This window comes from Nitrospinota bacterium (assembly GCA_027619975.1).
In the GTDB taxonomy this organism is placed as follows: domain Bacteria; phylum Nitrospinota; class Nitrospinia; order Nitrospinales; family VA-1; genus JADFGI01.
The window spans coordinates 22,126-37,754 of sequence record JAQCGX010000024.1 but is presented as its reverse complement, the minus strand read 5'-3'; the positions used below and the strand labels follow the sequence as shown (position 1 = coordinate 37,754).

The 15,629-nt window shown below is 46.9% G+C and carries 12 protein-coding genes; 6 read left to right on the top strand and 6 right to left on the bottom strand.

Annotation, left to right across the window (positions count from 1 at the left end; genetic code table 11):
- Positions 1 to 28: 28 nt before the first annotated feature.
- From O3C58_09510 to O3C58_09490, 5 genes are all read right to left on the bottom strand, one after another.
- Complete coding sequence (locus O3C58_09510) at positions 29 to 2,059, bottom strand: dipeptide ABC transporter ATP-binding protein (protein ID MDA0692093.1); 2,031 nt, start codon at positions 2,057 to 2,059, stop codon at positions 29 to 31.
- Between the two features lie 25 nt (positions 2,060 to 2,084).
- On the bottom strand, positions 2,085 to 3,332 hold the full coding sequence (locus tag O3C58_09505) for an ABC transporter permease (GenBank protein ID MDA0692092.1): 1,248 nt from the start codon (positions 3,330 to 3,332) through the stop codon (positions 2,085 to 2,087).
- 12 nt (positions 3,333 to 3,344) lie between these two features.
- The gene (locus O3C58_09500) at positions 3,345 to 4,484 is read right to left on the bottom strand and encodes an ABC transporter permease subunit (protein MDA0692091.1); all 1,140 of its coding nucleotides are present in this window, start codon (positions 4,482 to 4,484) and stop codon (positions 3,345 to 3,347) included.
- A 351-nt stretch (positions 4,485 to 4,835) separates the two neighbouring features.
- Positions 4,836 to 6,335 carry a hypothetical protein gene (locus tag O3C58_09495; protein ID MDA0692090.1) on the bottom strand — a complete coding sequence of 500 codons (1,500 nt, stop codon included), beginning with the start codon at positions 6,333 to 6,335 and terminating at the stop codon, positions 4,836 to 4,838.
- A gap of 95 nt (positions 6,336 to 6,430) precedes the next feature.
- Positions 6,431 to 8,323 (bottom strand): extracellular solute-binding protein, encoded by a 1,893-nt coding sequence (locus O3C58_09490; GenBank protein MDA0692089.1) that lies wholly within the window; start codon positions 8,321 to 8,323, stop codon positions 6,431 to 6,433.
- Between the two features lie 86 nt (positions 8,324 to 8,409).
- Between O3C58_09490 and O3C58_09485 the strand changes: the two genes are divergently transcribed.
- The 6 genes from O3C58_09485 (at position 8,410) to O3C58_09460 (ending at position 14,438) form a co-directional block, all read left to right on the top strand.
- A complete protein-coding gene (locus O3C58_09485) occupies positions 8,410 to 9,411 on the top strand; it encodes a 4Fe-4S cluster-binding domain-containing protein (protein MDA0692088.1) in 1,002 nt (333 codons plus the stop codon).
- A 63-nt stretch (positions 9,412 to 9,474) separates the two neighbouring features.
- Complete coding sequence (locus tag O3C58_09480) at positions 9,475 to 9,747, top strand: hypothetical protein (protein MDA0692087.1); 273 nt, start codon at positions 9,475 to 9,477, stop codon at positions 9,745 to 9,747.
- Between the two features lie 319 nt (positions 9,748 to 10,066).
- Positions 10,067 to 10,996, top strand: coding sequence for a sensor domain-containing diguanylate cyclase (locus O3C58_09475; GenBank protein ID MDA0692086.1), 930 nt, complete (start codon positions 10,067 to 10,069; stop codon positions 10,994 to 10,996).
- Between the two features lie 197 nt (positions 10,997 to 11,193).
- On the top strand, positions 11,194 to 12,348 hold the full coding sequence (ispG, locus tag O3C58_09470; protein MDA0692085.1) for a (E)-4-hydroxy-3-methylbut-2-enyl-diphosphate synthase: 1,155 nt from the start codon (positions 11,194 to 11,196) through the stop codon (positions 12,346 to 12,348).
- 12 nt (positions 12,349 to 12,360) lie between these two features.
- Positions 12,361 to 13,731 carry a trigger factor gene (gene tig, locus O3C58_09465; protein ID MDA0692084.1) on the top strand — a complete coding sequence of 457 codons (1,371 nt, stop codon included), beginning with the start codon at positions 12,361 to 12,363 and terminating at the stop codon, positions 13,729 to 13,731.
- A 548-nt stretch (positions 13,732 to 14,279) separates the two neighbouring features.
- Positions 14,280 to 14,438, top strand: coding sequence for a hypothetical protein (locus tag O3C58_09460; protein MDA0692083.1), 159 nt, complete (start codon positions 14,280 to 14,282; stop codon positions 14,436 to 14,438).
- Between the two features lie 68 nt (positions 14,439 to 14,506).
- Here O3C58_09460 and O3C58_09455 read toward each other — a convergent pair whose 3' ends face one another.
- Positions 14,507 to 15,364 (bottom strand): DnaJ domain-containing protein, encoded by an 858-nt coding sequence (locus O3C58_09455; protein ID MDA0692082.1) that lies wholly within the window; start codon positions 15,362 to 15,364, stop codon positions 14,507 to 14,509.
- Positions 15,365 to 15,629 lie beyond the last annotated feature (265 nt).

The window sequence follows — 15,629 nt, the reverse complement described above, 5'->3', positions numbered from 1 at the left end:
CTTCTGCAAAGAAGTGATTTCCTGAATTTCAAAGTTTTCCTGGTATGGGGTAGCCGGCGGCGTGGCAGGCGACAAAGTCCGTTTCGGTTCCGGTTTTTTTGGGGTATTCGGAACGGCATTTTTGGGCCAGTGGCGATCCCTCAGGTTCGTTTAAATAGATGGGGCAGCGCTGGTGAAAATGGCAGCCTGCTGGAGGGTTGCGAGGGGACGGGACATCTCCCACCAATGGATTAAATGGTTTTCGCTCCTCCAAGCTGGGAACGGCATCCAGAAGCGATCGGGTATAGGGATGACGGGGATTTTTGAACAATTCCGTTACCGGTGCTTGTTCCACGATTCGGCCCAGGTACATGATGGCCACCGTGTCGGCCATATAGCGCACAACGCTCAGGTTGTGGCTGATGAACAAATAGGTCAGGGAGTGTTTGCTTTGTAGTTCTTTCAGCAGGTTTAACACTTGCGCCTGAACGGACACATCCAGCGCGCTCGTCGGTTCGTCCAGCACCAGGAACTCGGGTTCGAGGACAAGCGCCCGGGCTATGGCGATTCTTTGCCGTTGCCCTCCTGAAAACTCATGAGGGTAGCGTTCCCGCACTGATTCTGCGAGTCCTACTTCTCCCAATACATCAGCAATGCGCTTGCTTTTTTCTTCCGCACTTTGCTCGGCAAAATGGATTTCGAGCCCTTCACCAATGATATTCTCCACTGTCATTCGCGGCGACAAAGAACCATAGGGGTCCTGAAAAACAATTTGTAAGTGCTTGCGGATGAGTTTCAGTTCCGGGGTTTTTAATTTCATGATGTCTTTGTCATGAAACATCACGGTCCCTTTGGTGTTTCGATTCAAGCGCAAGAGGGATTCGCCAAAGGTTGTTTTTCCGCACCCGGATTCCCCCACCAGCGCCAGCGTGGAACCGCGTTTGAAATTCAGGCTGACATCATCCACGGCTTTGACGTACTCCGCCACTCGTCTGAAAACACCTTTCCGGACGGGAAAATGGGTTTTGAGCGACTGCACGGAAAGAATCTCGGTGGGTTCAATATTTCGGGGTGGGGCGGGGTGCCGTTCACGGTCGTGATCCAATGCCGGGTTTTTCCCCTGATCAAACAGGTGACAGGTGACCTGATGCTTAGGTTCCATCGAATAGACAGCACTTTCCTTTTTAGTACAAATGTCCATAACGAATTCACAGCGATTGGCAAACAGGCAACCTTCGCCATACTCGGTCGCTGGCGGAACCATGCCTGGAATGGTGTTCAAGAGGTATGGGGTGTCGCCCGGCTTGGGAATGGAGTCAAAGAGCCGCCGCGTGTAGGGGTGAAACATATTTTGATATACTTTTTCCCTGGGGCCCTGCTCGGCGATTTTTCCGGCGTACATGATGCAGATGGAATCGGCCATCTGATTGACGATGCCCATGTCGTGGGTGATCAGAAGAATGCCCATCCCCGTCTGCTGTTGGAGCTCGGACATCAGATGCAGGACCTGCGCCTGAATGGTGACATCCAGGGCGGTTGTGGGTTCGTCGGCGATCAGCAGTTTGGGTTCGCAGGCTAAAGCCATCGCGATCATCACTCTCTGTTTCATGCCGCCCGACAACTGATGAGGAAAATCGTCGATGCGTTTTTGCGGTTCGGGAATCCCGACTCGATCGAGCAGTTCGATGCAACGTGTTCTTGCCGATCCCTGATTAACTTTGCGGTGCAGTCTTAACGGTTCTTCCAACTGGTTGCCGATGCGGTACAGGGGATTCAGGGAGGACATGGGTTCCTGGAAAATCATGGCGATGTCGTTGCCGCGAAGCTGGCGCATGGATTCCTCGCTGAACTGGAGCAGGTCCTTCCCTTGATAAAGCACCTTTCCCGAGGGGTTGGTTCCGTTTTCGGCAAGCAACCGGATGATCGAGTAAGCGGTCTGGGTTTTCCCGCATCCCGACTCTCCGACCAGGGCCACGGTTTTCCCCTGTTCCAATTGGAACGACACGCCATCCACCGCTTTGGCGGTTTTATCGAAGCCGACCTTGAAGTGCGTTTTAAGATTTTGTACGTCTAACAGCATGGCGTTGTCTCTAACGAATGCATGGTCACACCGATTTTCTCGGATCGAAAGCGTTGCGGACGCCCTCACCCACGAAGGTCAAGCTGGTGATCATCACCGTTAATACCGTGAAGGTGGGGAGAAGAATCCACAGGGCATGCAGATTATTTTTCCCTTGTGCCAGTAATTCTCCCAGGCTCGGCGCCGGACTGGGCACACCGAGATTGAGGTAGTCGAGACTCACCAACGCCAAAATGCCCGCCGTGACTTCAAAGGGAAAAAAGGTAATCACCGGAGTCAGGGCATTGGGCAGAATGTGCCGACGCATGATTTTAAAATTAGAAACTCCCATAGCTTTGGCGGCTTTGACGAATTCCAGAGTGCGGATTTTTAAAAATTCCGCGCGGATATACGCCGCGATTCCCATCCATGCGGTCAAATTCAGGATGGCAAACAGCAACAAAATTGAAGGCACAAAAAACGAACTGAGAATGATTAATATATAAAGTCTGGGAATCGACCCCCAGATTTCCGTTAGCCGTTGGCCGATAAGATCCACCAGACCGCCAAAAAACCCCTGCGTCCCGCCGATCAGGCAACCAATGAGAGTCCCAAATACGGCCAGGGACAATCCGAATATCATGGATATTCTGAATCCGTAGATGAGACGGGCAAGAACGTCACGTCCGCGGTCATCGGTCCCCAGGTAATGTTGGTCTCTAAGGGACGAATCGATGGTTTCTTTTCCATCGTAAGAAAGAGTTTTGTAGGGAGCGGCTAAAACCACCCTGCCTGTTTTGGATTGGCTGGGAATGTATTTATAATCGTAGGGTATGATGGGCCAGAGAATCCAGAAGTCTCTTACTTTGGTTGACAGTGTTTTTACTGTGTCCGGTGGGCTGATGACAGTAATGTTTTCATCTTCTTCGTCCTCAAAATCTCCCAAGTTCAGGCCCAGGTTTTCTTCACCAGCATCGTCTTCCTCAAAATCCATTAGGAGTTTATTGGCGGCGACGGTTGCGTCTTGCTTTCCGCTGATGAGCTGGAGGAACCGGTCGGATTTATAGTCTGGTTCGCTCAGTAGATCGCCTCCAAAGTCTTTCTCATTGTATGAAAATAAAATAGGGAAGTAGAGCCGACCATCCACGGATAATAGAACGGGACGCACGTTGCATAACCATTCGGCGGGAAGCGACACGAGAAAAAATATGGTGATAAAGAGAAAACTATAAAATGCCCGTCGATCGCGCCGAAAACGTTGCAGTTTAATTTTGAATTCTTTATTCAAGGACAGCATGGATTATCTCTAACCCTGGCTTTCATCAAAACTGATTCGCCGGTCGATGAGAACGTAGGAGAGGTCAGTCAGGAGTTGACCTAAGAGAGCGATCAGGGAAAAAATAAACATTGAGCCCAGCACAATCGGATAATCACGTTGGATCACAGCTTGGTAAGAGAGCAGACCGAACCCGTCGAGGGTGAATATCTGTTCGATGAGAAGTGACCCGGAGAAAAACATGGTGAGAAAGCCGATGGGAAATCCGGTCACTAGAGGGATCAAGGCGTTCTTCAAAATATGCTTGAACAGCACTTTTTTTTCAGATAATCCTTTGGCTCGTGCGGTGATGACGTACTGCTTTCTCATTTCCTCTAGTATTGCGTTCTTGGTCAGCATGGTGAGGGTGGCGAAGCCCCCCAGCACATAGCAGAAGAGGGGTGCGGCCAGATGATGCAGGTAGTCGATAATTTTCTTTCCCATGGACCAATCCGCATATCCGGGAGTTCCTTCGGAAGTGAGACCGGCAAGGGGGATCAAGTGGGCGATGGCTCCGTCACCGGGGCCGATCAACACAATGAGAAAAATTCCCATGACAAATCCGGGAACGCTGTATCCAACCAGAACGATCACGCTACTCACAGTGTCAAATCGCGTCTCATTTTTTACGGCTTTAGCGATTCCCAAAACGATGCAAATGATATAGGTCATGAAAAAACTGGAAACGCCGAGAGAAACGGAGACCGGGAGTTTTTCCTTAATCAGCTCTAAAACAGACCGATTGCGGTAAAAAGAATCGCCGAACTTAAAAACCAGAAACCCCTCCCAGTTATCATAATTGAAAAAATTATCTGCCAACGGAGCTTTTGGGTCTTGCGGCGAATACCATAAGAAGGTCCGCAAATACCTTTCCCAAAGAGGGCGGTCGAGATGATAGATTTTTTTTAACTGCTCCATCTGCTTGGGGTCCAGTTCTCCGGATTTTGAGCCCTGTCTTTCCATTGCTCCGCCTCCCGCTTCTGTCAGGACCCCACTGTGTCCTCTGAGGAGGGTCCGCAGTTGGTCGATGGGGCCGCCGGGAACGAACTGCGTGACGATAAAGGTGATCGTTACGATTCCGATAAGGGTGGGAAACATCAGGAGTAATCGACGGAGGATATAACTGGGCATTGAAAAACTTAGGAAAAGGGGGGGTAGTTTTTAATATTCAGAAAGACACAATTTATTCTACTATGATTACATTTTAGTTTCAGTCACTATTTTGCATTGCACGAATCATTTCAGGGCATCTCTAAAAATTGACTAAATGTTCTTATATCGTCAATTCAAAGAGGTGTCTTTGTTATAGTGGGACAGGCGACCTACCCTTAAAGGTTATACGGAAGTGCGGAATTTAATTCCGCCTTTCCAGCCTGTTCGCACGGGCTGGAAAGCCCGTGCCACTGATTTAAGAAACTCTTTACAATGTTCGATTCTCTTTTAAAAACTAATTTTTAGAGGTGCCTTTCAATAATTGAAGATTTATTTTTCGGAATCAGATAGACGCGAAACAACATAGTAGGCGTTTTCAAACACGACTTCCCCAATTCTGGGCCTTTTTGGGGTCGTAACATAATAATCCAGTTGATATTTTTTTCTCAGAGCCGCCATCTGTTCTTCATTTTCCACCTGCACCTGAAGACGCTGATACCACTCGTACCATTTGTTTTTGTCTATGGGGACAAATTTTTTCAAAACAAAAACATCTCGGTCAGAATTTCTGGAGAACGTCCAGCTGGTACTTTCGGGAATTTCTTTAATTAGAAAGATGGACTCCTTCTTCGTGTGATTCTTTGCGAAAGATGTCACTTCGTTCCAGGCTGTTTTTTCTCCATCTTGCAGGAAATAAACATTAATATATTTTTCATTTATATTGCGACCGATGCCGTAAGTGAAAAGAACAGCCAGGATGGCTATGGATAGACTCGATACAAGGGAATTTGGGCTGGTAAGTTTCAGTTTGCTATAAAGAACTATCCATATCAGAACAAAAAATGTGAAAAGCGAGGCTCCCCGGAAAGGACGGTATTTTAAAATATCGCCCGAACGATCAAAATAGGCCACTACCAGAAATATAAAAATAAAGGAACCTATTATTAGAATAAAACGAGTGAGAAATTTTGCTTCCGCTGGAAGCCCATTTTTGCGGTATAAAAATATTGCGAAAACGAAACAAACAGCTACTGTGAAAATTCTCAGTCCCTCCCAACTTGCGGCTACATTTAATTCTCCATCCACGAATGGAGCTAAATTAGGAATCCGATAAAAGACATAGATCCAATTGAGATGAAGTCCATTCACGTCACTGGGGCCTGAAAGGACCGTGGGAGCTAGATAGACCGCTAGAGGAAGGGTGCCTGCCAGATAAATTCCCGAAACCTTGGCCACGGTGAGTAGATTTGTTCTGTTCCAGATCAAGTAAATTATAAAGTAAATAAAAAACCAGCTCACAACCAGCACATGAAAATAAGTCGCCCCAATCAGGTAGAGCGTGGATAGTTTTAGATTGCCTCTCAAAAGTTCCGTCAGGCTGAGAAAAACTAACGGATAAGCAAAAACTTTGGACTCCACAGACATAAATACCCAATCGCCGGGAAGAAAATTTTGTCCCATTGAAATAAACACCATCAGCACTAGCAACGAATCCAGATTGGTAAATTTTATTTGTCTGAATAACCTGGACAGTGCATAGGCCATGGCGGTGGCGGCAAGGAGTCTGCCAATCACCACGACGGTTTCAAAACTGAGATGGCTTAGCAGGAATCCAAAAAATATTTCGAAGGCATATCGGTGACTCACCCAGTGATCGTAGACGAATGAATTGGGCAGCCAGTCTGGATCGAAATAAGACTTGGCCCAGCCAAGGTAAATTTCTTCGTTCCCTGTGACCACAGAGTTCAGAAACAGGCAACAGAGGAACGTGAAAATCAGGTAAGCCGGATTTCGATCATTGATAAAGTTTATGAATTTTTGAATTTGCATGGACCTGTCTGGGGTGCAATTAAAGTTTCGATGTAAACGTTCCTGGTAGTATTAGGATAAAATTTAAAAATAGGTTGAATGGTGTAGGATGGAGATTAATTGTTTAACCCTAAAGCTTCTCCCGAGGCTTGAGCTTTCTCTAAACGTGCCGCCTTTTCTTTGTCCCACCACCACCATTCGATGATGTTGTTCAAAATGGAAGCCTGGGATGGATTGATTTTAGGACGGGAAAATTTGTTCCAATAGACGACCCGGTCGATACGGATATACCAGTGGGGAACGACGTAGTATTGGTGGGTCAGAATGCGATCCATCGCCTGAATGGCGGTCACCAGTTCCTTGCGGGTTTTTCCCTCCACGATCATTTCAATCAATTCATCAATGGCCGGGTTTTCGATTCCCATGTAATTCCGGGAACCTGGAGTTTTGGCGGCTTCGCTTCCCCACATGGACCGTTGCTCGTTTCCCGGTGACCGGCTTTGCGGGTAGCCGACAACCAGCATGTCAAACTTAAAGTTCCGCAAGCGCTCTTCATATTCGGCGACCTGCACGATTCTTATTTTCATATCGACGCCGATTTTAAGCAGGTTGTTTCTATAAGGTTCTGAAATTCGCATGAAATCCGGGCTGGTGAGCAATTGCTCAAACTCGAACCGCTTTCCGTCTTTTTCCCGGATTCCGTTCTTTCCCACTTTCCAACCTGCGGAATCCAGAAGTTCATTGGCCAGTTGAATATTTTTTTCCAGAGGCTGTCCTTCTCCAGGTGTGCCGACGGGTTTGGTCAATGCTGTTTTAGGCACATGGGTTTTATATTTTTCTCGCAATCGTTCGAGGATTTGCTTCACCTCTCCTTGCGGCAAACCTTGAGCTTTCATTTCCGGGTTATTATCGAAATAGTTTTCGTTGCGGGTGTATTGCTCGTAAAAAAGATTTTTATTGCTCCATTCGAAATCGAAGACCAAGGCAATGGCCGCCCGGACTTTGCGCGATTTAAAAAGCTCGTTGCGGGTGTTCATCGCGTATCCCTGCATGCCCGTCACGCGCTGATGAGGAACTCCCTCGCGGATGTAATAGCCCTTTTTGACGAAGTCTCCCTTGTAATCCAAAGCCCAGTCACGGGAACTGTTGACGAGGTTGACATCGAATTCGCCGCCCTTGAACCCTTCGCGAATGGCCACCGGGTCGAGAAAAATTTTCCAGGTAATATCGTCAAAGTTATAGCGTCCGCGGTTTATCGGCAGGTCTTTGCCCCACCAGTTGGGGTCGCGCTTGAGGGAGATGTATTTTCCAAACTCATATTTATCGACCACATAAGGGCCACTGCCGATGGCGATGTTGTCGAAATCCGCTCCGAAGGATTTTCCTTTCTGACCGTAGATGTGCTTGGGGAAAATTGGCATCTGCCCGGTGATCAGCGGCAGTTCCTGATTGTAAATGGCGAAATGATATTTGACGGTGTGCTCGTCGATTTTTTCGGCCTTTTTTATATCTTTGAAATATTGCTTATACACCGGGTGGTATTCCGGGTCTTTGATGATATCAAAAGAGAAAACGAAATCATCCGCCGTGACCCGATGTCCGTCGGAAAACCGGGCATTTTTATAAAGATGGTAGACCATCGACATGTGGTCCTTGGCCAGATCGACCGTTTCCACGAGGTTGCCGTATTGCGAGAACGGTTCGTTGTCGTCCGAGGAACTGTCCATCGGCGTTTGAAACACCAGCCCGGATATTCCGGGAGCGGGAACACCCTTCAAAGATGAGGGGTTTAGTTTGGTGAAGGCGCCAAAATCTGAAAGCACGAGGTGCCCGCCTTTCGGGGCCTTGGGGTTGGCGTACTCGTAGGCGGCGTCCGCCTTGTATTTCAGTCCCTCGGGACCATAAAGGGACAACCCGTGTTGCGGTTCCGCGATGACCGGCAGAGCGCTGGTCATCAGAAAAAGGGTGATTAAAAACAGTCTATTGAAAAGGATGGATTTCAGGGGCATTTGTTTTTTGTTTCAAAAATGGTGTAAAATTCCATAATAACACCGTCGCATGACCGAAAACCAGTATCCATTATTCAGGAAAACAAATGCAAGCGGCTTATCTCAATTTATCTCCAGGCGAATTGCAGCAAAGGGCGGAAGAAGCTTACGCGCTGTATCGCAATTGCACCGTGTGTCCGCATGCCTGTGAAGTGGACCGTACCGGAGAGGGCAGGGGCGTGTGCGGACAAAGCGACCGCTTGGTGGTAGGAGCATCGGTCCAGCACTTTGGAGAAGAACCTCCCTTCACGGGGACCCGAGGCGTGGGAAACATCTTTGTCACGTCCTGTAATCTTCGTTGCGACTATTGCCAAAATTTTCAGATCTCGCAAGATAACCTGGGCAAGGAGTATTCCTGTCAGCAGGTTGCGGAGCAGATGCTGGACCTACAGACGCAGGGAGTGCATTTTATCGGCTGGGTGTCGCCTTCGCATGTGGTTCCAGGATTGCTGAGAAGCCTGGCTCTGGCGAGGGAAAAGGGACTGCATCTGCCCGTTATATATAACACCAACGGCTACGATGCATTGCCCACTTTGAAACTTCTGGACGGCATCGTCGATATTTATCTGCCCGACCTCAAGTATGCCAAAAATGAAGTGGCCCGTGAGTTTTCGCATATCAAGAATTATGTAGATCATTCCCGTTCCGCCGTGCTGGAGATGCACCGGCAGGTGGGGCCGTTGACCCTGAACGAATCCGGATTGGCCGAGAGCGGTGTGGTGGTCCGGCATCTGGTCTTGCCGGACGATACCGCCGGAACCTGGGAAACGTTGTGTTTCATCGCCCTGGAATTGTCCCCGAAAGTTCCTGTGAGCTTAATGAGTCAGTACCAGCCCGTCCACAAAGCAGGTGCGAACCCCCGGATATCCAGAAGGATATATTCGGAGGAATATGAAGCGGCCCTGCAAATGACGCGGGAACTGGGAATAGAAACCGTGTTTACCCAGGACCTTGAAGATGAACAGCACAACCTTCCGGATTTCCGCAAGAAGGAAAACCCGTTTCCGTTGGATGGGGCGAGTTTAAGGGAGAGGATTGAAGCGGGATAGGGCAAGAAGAAAGAAGCTATGAAAGTTTTTGATGTTAAATAATCACAAATAGGGGATGGAAAAATGGAAAATGAAGAATTAAGGAGGGATGACCCAGATGAGCAAAGAGAAATATTACATGCCCATTTGCTAATGCTTCATCTAATGCGAAGCCCGGAATTCCAAGAAGCGTTAGAAAATGGATATTTCAGTGTGATTGGTAAAAAGATCAATCTTTATCAATGTAAAGATTTCAGTGAAGAAAAAACAGAATTTTTTGAAGTTAATGCAAAGCATCCTTCTGGCATGATTCATTATGTATTTTTGTATGGTTGCGATTCAAACGATTCAATCTGATGGCGGACACAAATTGAAGAATAAAAATTGATCGAGTGGTTAAATTATTGAAAACAAAGTAGCCCCAAGGGGAATCGAAACCGTGTTTACCCAGGATTTTGAAGCCGAACAGCACAACCTTCCGGATTTTTGTAAGAAAGAAAACCCGTTTCCGTTGGATGGACCAAGTTTAGAGAGCTCCACAGGGTGACAGGCCCGGTTAAAGGGAATTTTTCCCCTTCACCTGCGATTACAAACCGGGGAATTTCAAGAAGAAATGAATTCGATCTTATAGTATTATATTCTTCACATTTTATTAATGACGGAGGTCTTAATTAAAATGGCTTTACACTCCACCGAAGAAAAAGAGCCGTTCTTTAGTAAAATTATCGAATTGGCGGCGGACTCTGTTGTGGCCCTCAACGAAAAAATGGAATTGTTTTATTTGAATAAGGAAGCTGAAAAAACATTTGGCTATACCTCCGAAGAAATTCAAGGGAAGCATTTAAATATGCTGATCCCCGAGAGATTTCACAAACAACATGCTCTTCATGTGCGGGACTTCTCTGAGGGTGAGGTTGTCGCCCGGTTGATGAATAAGAGGAATAATCTGACGGTTCAATGTTTACGCCACGATGGCAGTGAATTTTCCGGCGAAATATCTTTGCTGAAGATGGAGTTTGATGAGAAAAAAGTTTTTGTAGCTATTGTGAGGGATATTACAAGGCATAAAGAACTGGAGAATGAACTGAGAATTTTATCCGAGTACGATTCTTTGACGGGTATCTTGAACCGCCGGAAAATTGAGGAAGTTGTGAAGCAGGAAATGGACCGTGCGTTACGGTATGACCGGGCGTTTTCCCTGTTGCTCCTCGACATAGATCATTTTAAAAAAGTGAATGATAATTTTGGCCACGATATTGGTGACCGGGCGTTGAAGCATCTGGTCGCTGTTTGCCAGGATAATTTGCGCAAGGTGGATTTTTTTGGAAGATGGGGAGGGGAGGAATTTATTGTTTTATTGCCGGAAGTCGGTTCGGAAGGAATTTCACTGGTGGCTGAAAAACTGCGCAAGGCCATTGAACAAAACCCCTTAATCATCGATGGCACAAGAGAAGTTCCTTTGACCATCAGCATAGGAGGAACGGTATATGATAAATCTGAGATACCATGGGAAACTTTATTCAAACAAATGGACAACGCTCTTTATCAAGCCAAGAACCAGGGCAGAAACCGGTGCTGTATCAATCAGGCTCAATTCTCAGAATGAAGCAGCCAGTTTGACCCGCGATTCCAGTTCAATTTAAAATCCCGCCTTATTGACCTCGAAATCCACACCAATTCAAATATTTACCTCTGCAATCCTCATCGCTTGTGAACCGGTTGTATTTCTGCTAACATCTTTATTTTCCGTTCATTTCATGGCTCCTTCAAGGTGTCTTACTTAACTTTTCTATCGATAAACTTATGAAACCCAGACCGACCCGTAAAATCCATATAGGCTCCCTGGTCATTGGCGGGGATTCGCCGATTGCCGTGCAAAGCATGGCCGCCACCCAGACGCAGAACTTAACGGCCACCGCCCGTCAGATCGAGATTCTAGAAAATGCCCATGCGGATATCATTCGCATCGCCGTTGATAGTGAGAAGGATGTGGAGGCCCTCAAAATCCTGCGCAAACAGTTCCCGAACAGCATTTTATCGGTGGATTTGCAGGAAAACTACAAGCTGGCCCCCATCGTCGCCCCTTTGGTCAATAAAATCCGGTATAATCCAGGGCATCTGTTCCATCTGGAAAAAGACAAATCCATTGCCGAAAAGGTACGATTCATCGTCGATGCCGCACGAGAGAATGATTGCGCCATCCGCATTGGCGTCAACTGCGGTTCCGTCGATCCGGATTATAAGGCAAGGTATCCTGACGACTCGACCGAGGCGATGGTGCGTTGCGCGGTGGATCACTGTAAAATGCTCGATGATCTGGGGTTTGAGAATTATGTGGTGTCGCTCAAGGATTCCGACACCAATCAGGTCATTGACGCCAATCGCCGCTTTGCGGCGGAGCGGCCCGATGTGCCTTTGCACCTGGGTGTGACGGAGGCGGGATTGCCGCCGGAGGGAATCATCAAAACCCGCATCGCCTTCGAGCAGCTCATTTCCGAAGGCATTGGCGATACGATTCGCGTTTCCCTCACCCTGCCCAATGAGGAAAAGGGGCAGGAGATCACGGTGGGCCGCGAAATTTTAAAGGATATCAGCGAGGGCCGGTTCCGTTCGGTGCCGAAGAATTTTTTCGATGGCATCAACATCATTGCCTGCCCGAGTTGTTCCAGGGTGGAGAACGATAAGTTTGTCGATCTCGCGCAGGATGTTCGCAAGATGACGGAATATGCGGCAAAATATAAGCTCACCATTGCCGTGATGGGTTGCAGGGTAAACGGGCCGGGGGAAACGGACGACGCCGATCTCGGGTTGTGGTGCGGCCCCTCAAGAGTGAACTTGAAAAAGGGCACGGAGGAACTCGGGTCTTTTTCATATGATGAGATATTGAATAAGTTAAAAACTGAAGTCGATCAATTAATCAGTGAACGGCACGGAACGCCGGAACCGGCCCGGAATTAGAAAGGTCAGATCATGGAATTTGCAGTTGAAGAGTTGGACAACCTGAAGCGGAAGTTGAATATCACCGTTCCCGAGGATGAGGTTTGCAGCCGGGTGAACAATGCGTATAAAATATTAAACCGTCAAATCACCATGCCGGGGTTTCGCAAGGGTAAAATTCCACAGAAAATTTTGGAAAAGCAGGTGCCGATTCAGTCCCTGAAGGATATGTTTCAGGAAATGATGCAGGAATATTATGACAAGGCCCTGAAAGAATCGGGGATCATTCCTGCCGGTGCGCCGGAGATCGAAAACACCGAACTCGAAAATATCAAAAAAGACGCGCCGTTTAAATTTTCTGTTGTTCTCGACATCAAGCCGACTCTCGAGGTTAAGGACTATAAGGGCCTTAAGTATAAAATGAAGGAAGCCAGGGTCAGCGAAGAAGAACTGGAAAAGGCCATTAATGACATTCTTGTGCGGTACGGGAACCTTGAGCATTATGAAGATGAGGAACATAAAATCCAAAAGGGTGATTTTTTGCTCCTCGATTTTGAAGGCTTCATGGAAGGTCAACCTTTGGAAGATGGAGCCGCCACCGACTATAAAGTCCGTGTGGGCGATAAACGCATGATCGAAGGTTTTGAAGATCAATTGGTCGAGCATAAAGTGGGAGAGGAATTTGAAATCAAAGTCGCGCTACCGGCCAACTGGAATAACAAAATCCAACGGATCAGTATGCCTGTCCCCGGTACCGAGGGGGAAAGCCATGATGATCGAGCAACTTTCAAGGTGAAAATCAAGGAAGTCAGATACCAGGTGCTTCCAGAGTTGAACGACGAAATTGCAGAAAAAGAAGGATTCAGCAACGTTGATCTCTTCAGGCGAGGAGTCAAAACCGACCTTCAGGCATACAAAGAGCAGCAAGAGGAAATTCGGATCAAAGAGGATATCTTCAATAAACTGGTTAAAGAGAACAAGGTTGAGCCTCCTGAAACAATGGTTAAGAGAGAACTCAGGTTCATGATTGAGGGCATGAAATATCAGATCGAACAATCCGGAATGAAACTGGAGGACTCAGGGTTCGAGCAGGAAAAGGCCGAAGAGGAGTGGAGGGATAAGGCCATATTCAACACGAAAGGTTACCTGGTTCTGGAAGCCATTGCGGCGAGGGAAAATATCCATGTAGCCCAAACGGACCTGGACGAGGAATACAAGAAGCTCGCCGAGCAGACCAAGCAAAGGGTCGAGGATATCAAAAGAAGGATGATGGCCAATGCCGAATCCCTCAACCAGACCACTTCCAAAATCCTGGGTCTGAAGACCATGGACTTTGTCTATTCCAACTGCGAGTTTGAATACGTTAAGGAATTGGACGCCGAGGAAACCGCCAAAACCCCTTAAGCTGGACCGCGTCGCCACACTACGAGGGCGAAGGAAATAATGAGTTGGAAGATACCTGCAATCCCCCCTTTGGGGAACCTTCCCCTGTTTTAATAATAAAAAAAATTCCAGGGCAAGACCACAACCGCTTCGGAACCTCTGATGCGCTCTATTTTATATGCGTGGGCGATGTAAAACTTGAGTGTGAGAACTTGTAATTTTAATCACATTGGATTGTGATGCCCTTCCTAAGGAAAGGGAATTGACAGTGGTATTATTTCTCTAATGTAAAACCGTGGATGAAGGGCATCTCTAAAAATAGACTGAATGTTCCTAATCGTTAATTTAAGGAGATGGCTTTGTTTTAGTGGGACAGGCGACCTGCCCTTAAAGGTTATACGGAAGTGCGGAATTTAATTCCGCCTTTCCAGCCTGTCCGCACGGGCTAGAAAGCCCGTGCCACCGATATAAGAAATCTTGTGCAATGTTCGATTTCCCGTAATAAACTAATTTTTAGAGGTGTCCTGAAATTAATAAGTAGAACAACCAACTGTCTATGGGGATATAAAATGAAAACTAAAATCGATGAGAAATGGGGTTTAGAAGGAATGGGCCGGATCAACAGGGAAAGTTCCGGGCAGATGTATTTTACCAGCCAAAGAAAGCTTTTGGAATTGAAGCGGAATTTGAGAAAAAAAACTCAAAACCAAAACAAAGACCATCAGTGAAAAGTCAGGGCTTTTCCAGCGCAATCAGAAATTGGTTATCCTGTGTTATTTCCCGCTTTTCTTTTTATTTATACCAGGTGCACCGTGATGATGTGGCTGGAACAAGTTGACTCCCCGGAGTTCGCCTTCAGGGTGAATTTTTGTCCCTCTGCAGTGTTTGCGGGCAGAGTGAACCGGATGGGGCCGTCGGTTGATTTTAAGGTCCAGACCTTATATTTTCCAAGGCTCTCTTTTGGGATGCGTACCTTGTAATAAAATGTCGGGTTTGTCGGGCTCAGGGCTTCGTTATTTGGAACATGAATGTTTAAAAGCAGGTCGCCACGTTTTTTAGAGAACAGACTTTTATTGCCTTTATCGGGAATCCTGATGAACATGCGGGTCCAGGGCCCCGGCGGAATTCTTACCTGAAAAGTATCCTCTCCCTTCTTTATCCGAACAATGTTTGCCTGACTGGCCAGGCGTTTCTTTATATGGATATTTTTATTCGTATCAAGAAGGAATAATGTTTTTTCCCATTCAAACAGGGTTTGCCGTAAAGACCTCAACCCGTTACCCAAACCAAAAATTTTTCCAGATTCATGCCTTTTGTAGGCATCCAGTTGGGTGAGGGAATTTTTATGCGGGACGGCTACCAGAGGTTTGGTTGGCTTTGAGGGCGCCGAATTTCTGGTCGGGACTGCCCTGCTGATGGAGGGTTTTCTAATCTCGTTATTATTAACATTCGCTTTACTACTGGTCGCTTTATAAGAAGCTTCCAGAGTTTTGAAAGCATGGTTTATTTTTCTAAATTTGTATGAGAGTCCCTGCTTCCCCGCATTAACGTCAGGATGGTATTTTTTAGCCAGATAGTGATATGACCTTTTGACCTCCACCCAGGCTGAGTCAGGGGTTACATTCAATGTACTATAGCATTCAGATAATCTCATAAGAGCAAGTCCCTTGGCGTTGAATAAATTGCTGATGTGTCTAAATTGCCAGACCTGCGTTGAGAACCTGTTAAGGATTTGTTCCGGTTTGCATACAAGATCAGAAATTATTTAAATTGTTATACTCACATCCAAAAAAATCCCCTACCATTGCTTCAGAATTGATTAAAGCGACAAACATGACGGTTTTGTAACAATCCCTTGATCGTTTTGGGATATCCAAACCCTAATATTCACTATGAAATGCCAGTGTGAATGGCTGGAA

Bases quoted from the DNA above. Each gene is read 5' to 3' on its own strand.
- O3C58_09510 (MDA0692093.1), bottom strand. From the start codon at position 2,059: ATGCTGTTAGACGTACAAAATCTTAAAACGCACTTCAAGGTCGGCTTC.
- O3C58_09500 (MDA0692091.1), bottom strand. From the start codon at position 4,484: ATGCCCAGTTATATCCTCCGTCGATTACTCCTGATGTTTCCCACCCTT.
- O3C58_09495 (MDA0692090.1), bottom strand. From the start codon at position 6,335: ATGCAAATTCAAAAATTCATAAACTTTATCAATGATCGAAATCCGGCT.
- O3C58_09490 (MDA0692089.1), bottom strand. From the start codon at position 8,323: ATGCCCCTGAAATCCATCCTTTTCAATAGACTGTTTTTAATCACCCTT.
- O3C58_09485 (MDA0692088.1), top strand. From the start codon at position 8,410: ATGCAAGCGGCTTATCTCAATTTATCTCCAGGCGAATTGCAGCAAAGG.
- O3C58_09480 (MDA0692087.1), top strand. From the start codon at position 9,475: ATGGAAAATGAAGAATTAAGGAGGGATGACCCAGATGAGCAAAGAGAA.
- O3C58_09475 (MDA0692086.1), top strand. From the start codon at position 10,067: ATGGCTTTACACTCCACCGAAGAAAAAGAGCCGTTCTTTAGTAAAATT.
- ispG (MDA0692085.1), top strand. From the start codon at position 11,194: ATGAAACCCAGACCGACCCGTAAAATCCATATAGGCTCCCTGGTCATT.
- tig (MDA0692084.1), top strand. From the start codon at position 12,361: ATGGAATTTGCAGTTGAAGAGTTGGACAACCTGAAGCGGAAGTTGAAT.
- O3C58_09460 (MDA0692083.1), top strand. From the start codon at position 14,280: ATGAAAACTAAAATCGATGAGAAATGGGGTTTAGAAGGAATGGGCCGG.
- O3C58_09455 (MDA0692082.1), bottom strand. From the start codon at position 15,364: ATGAGATTATCTGAATGCTATAGTACATTGAATGTAACCCCTGACTCA.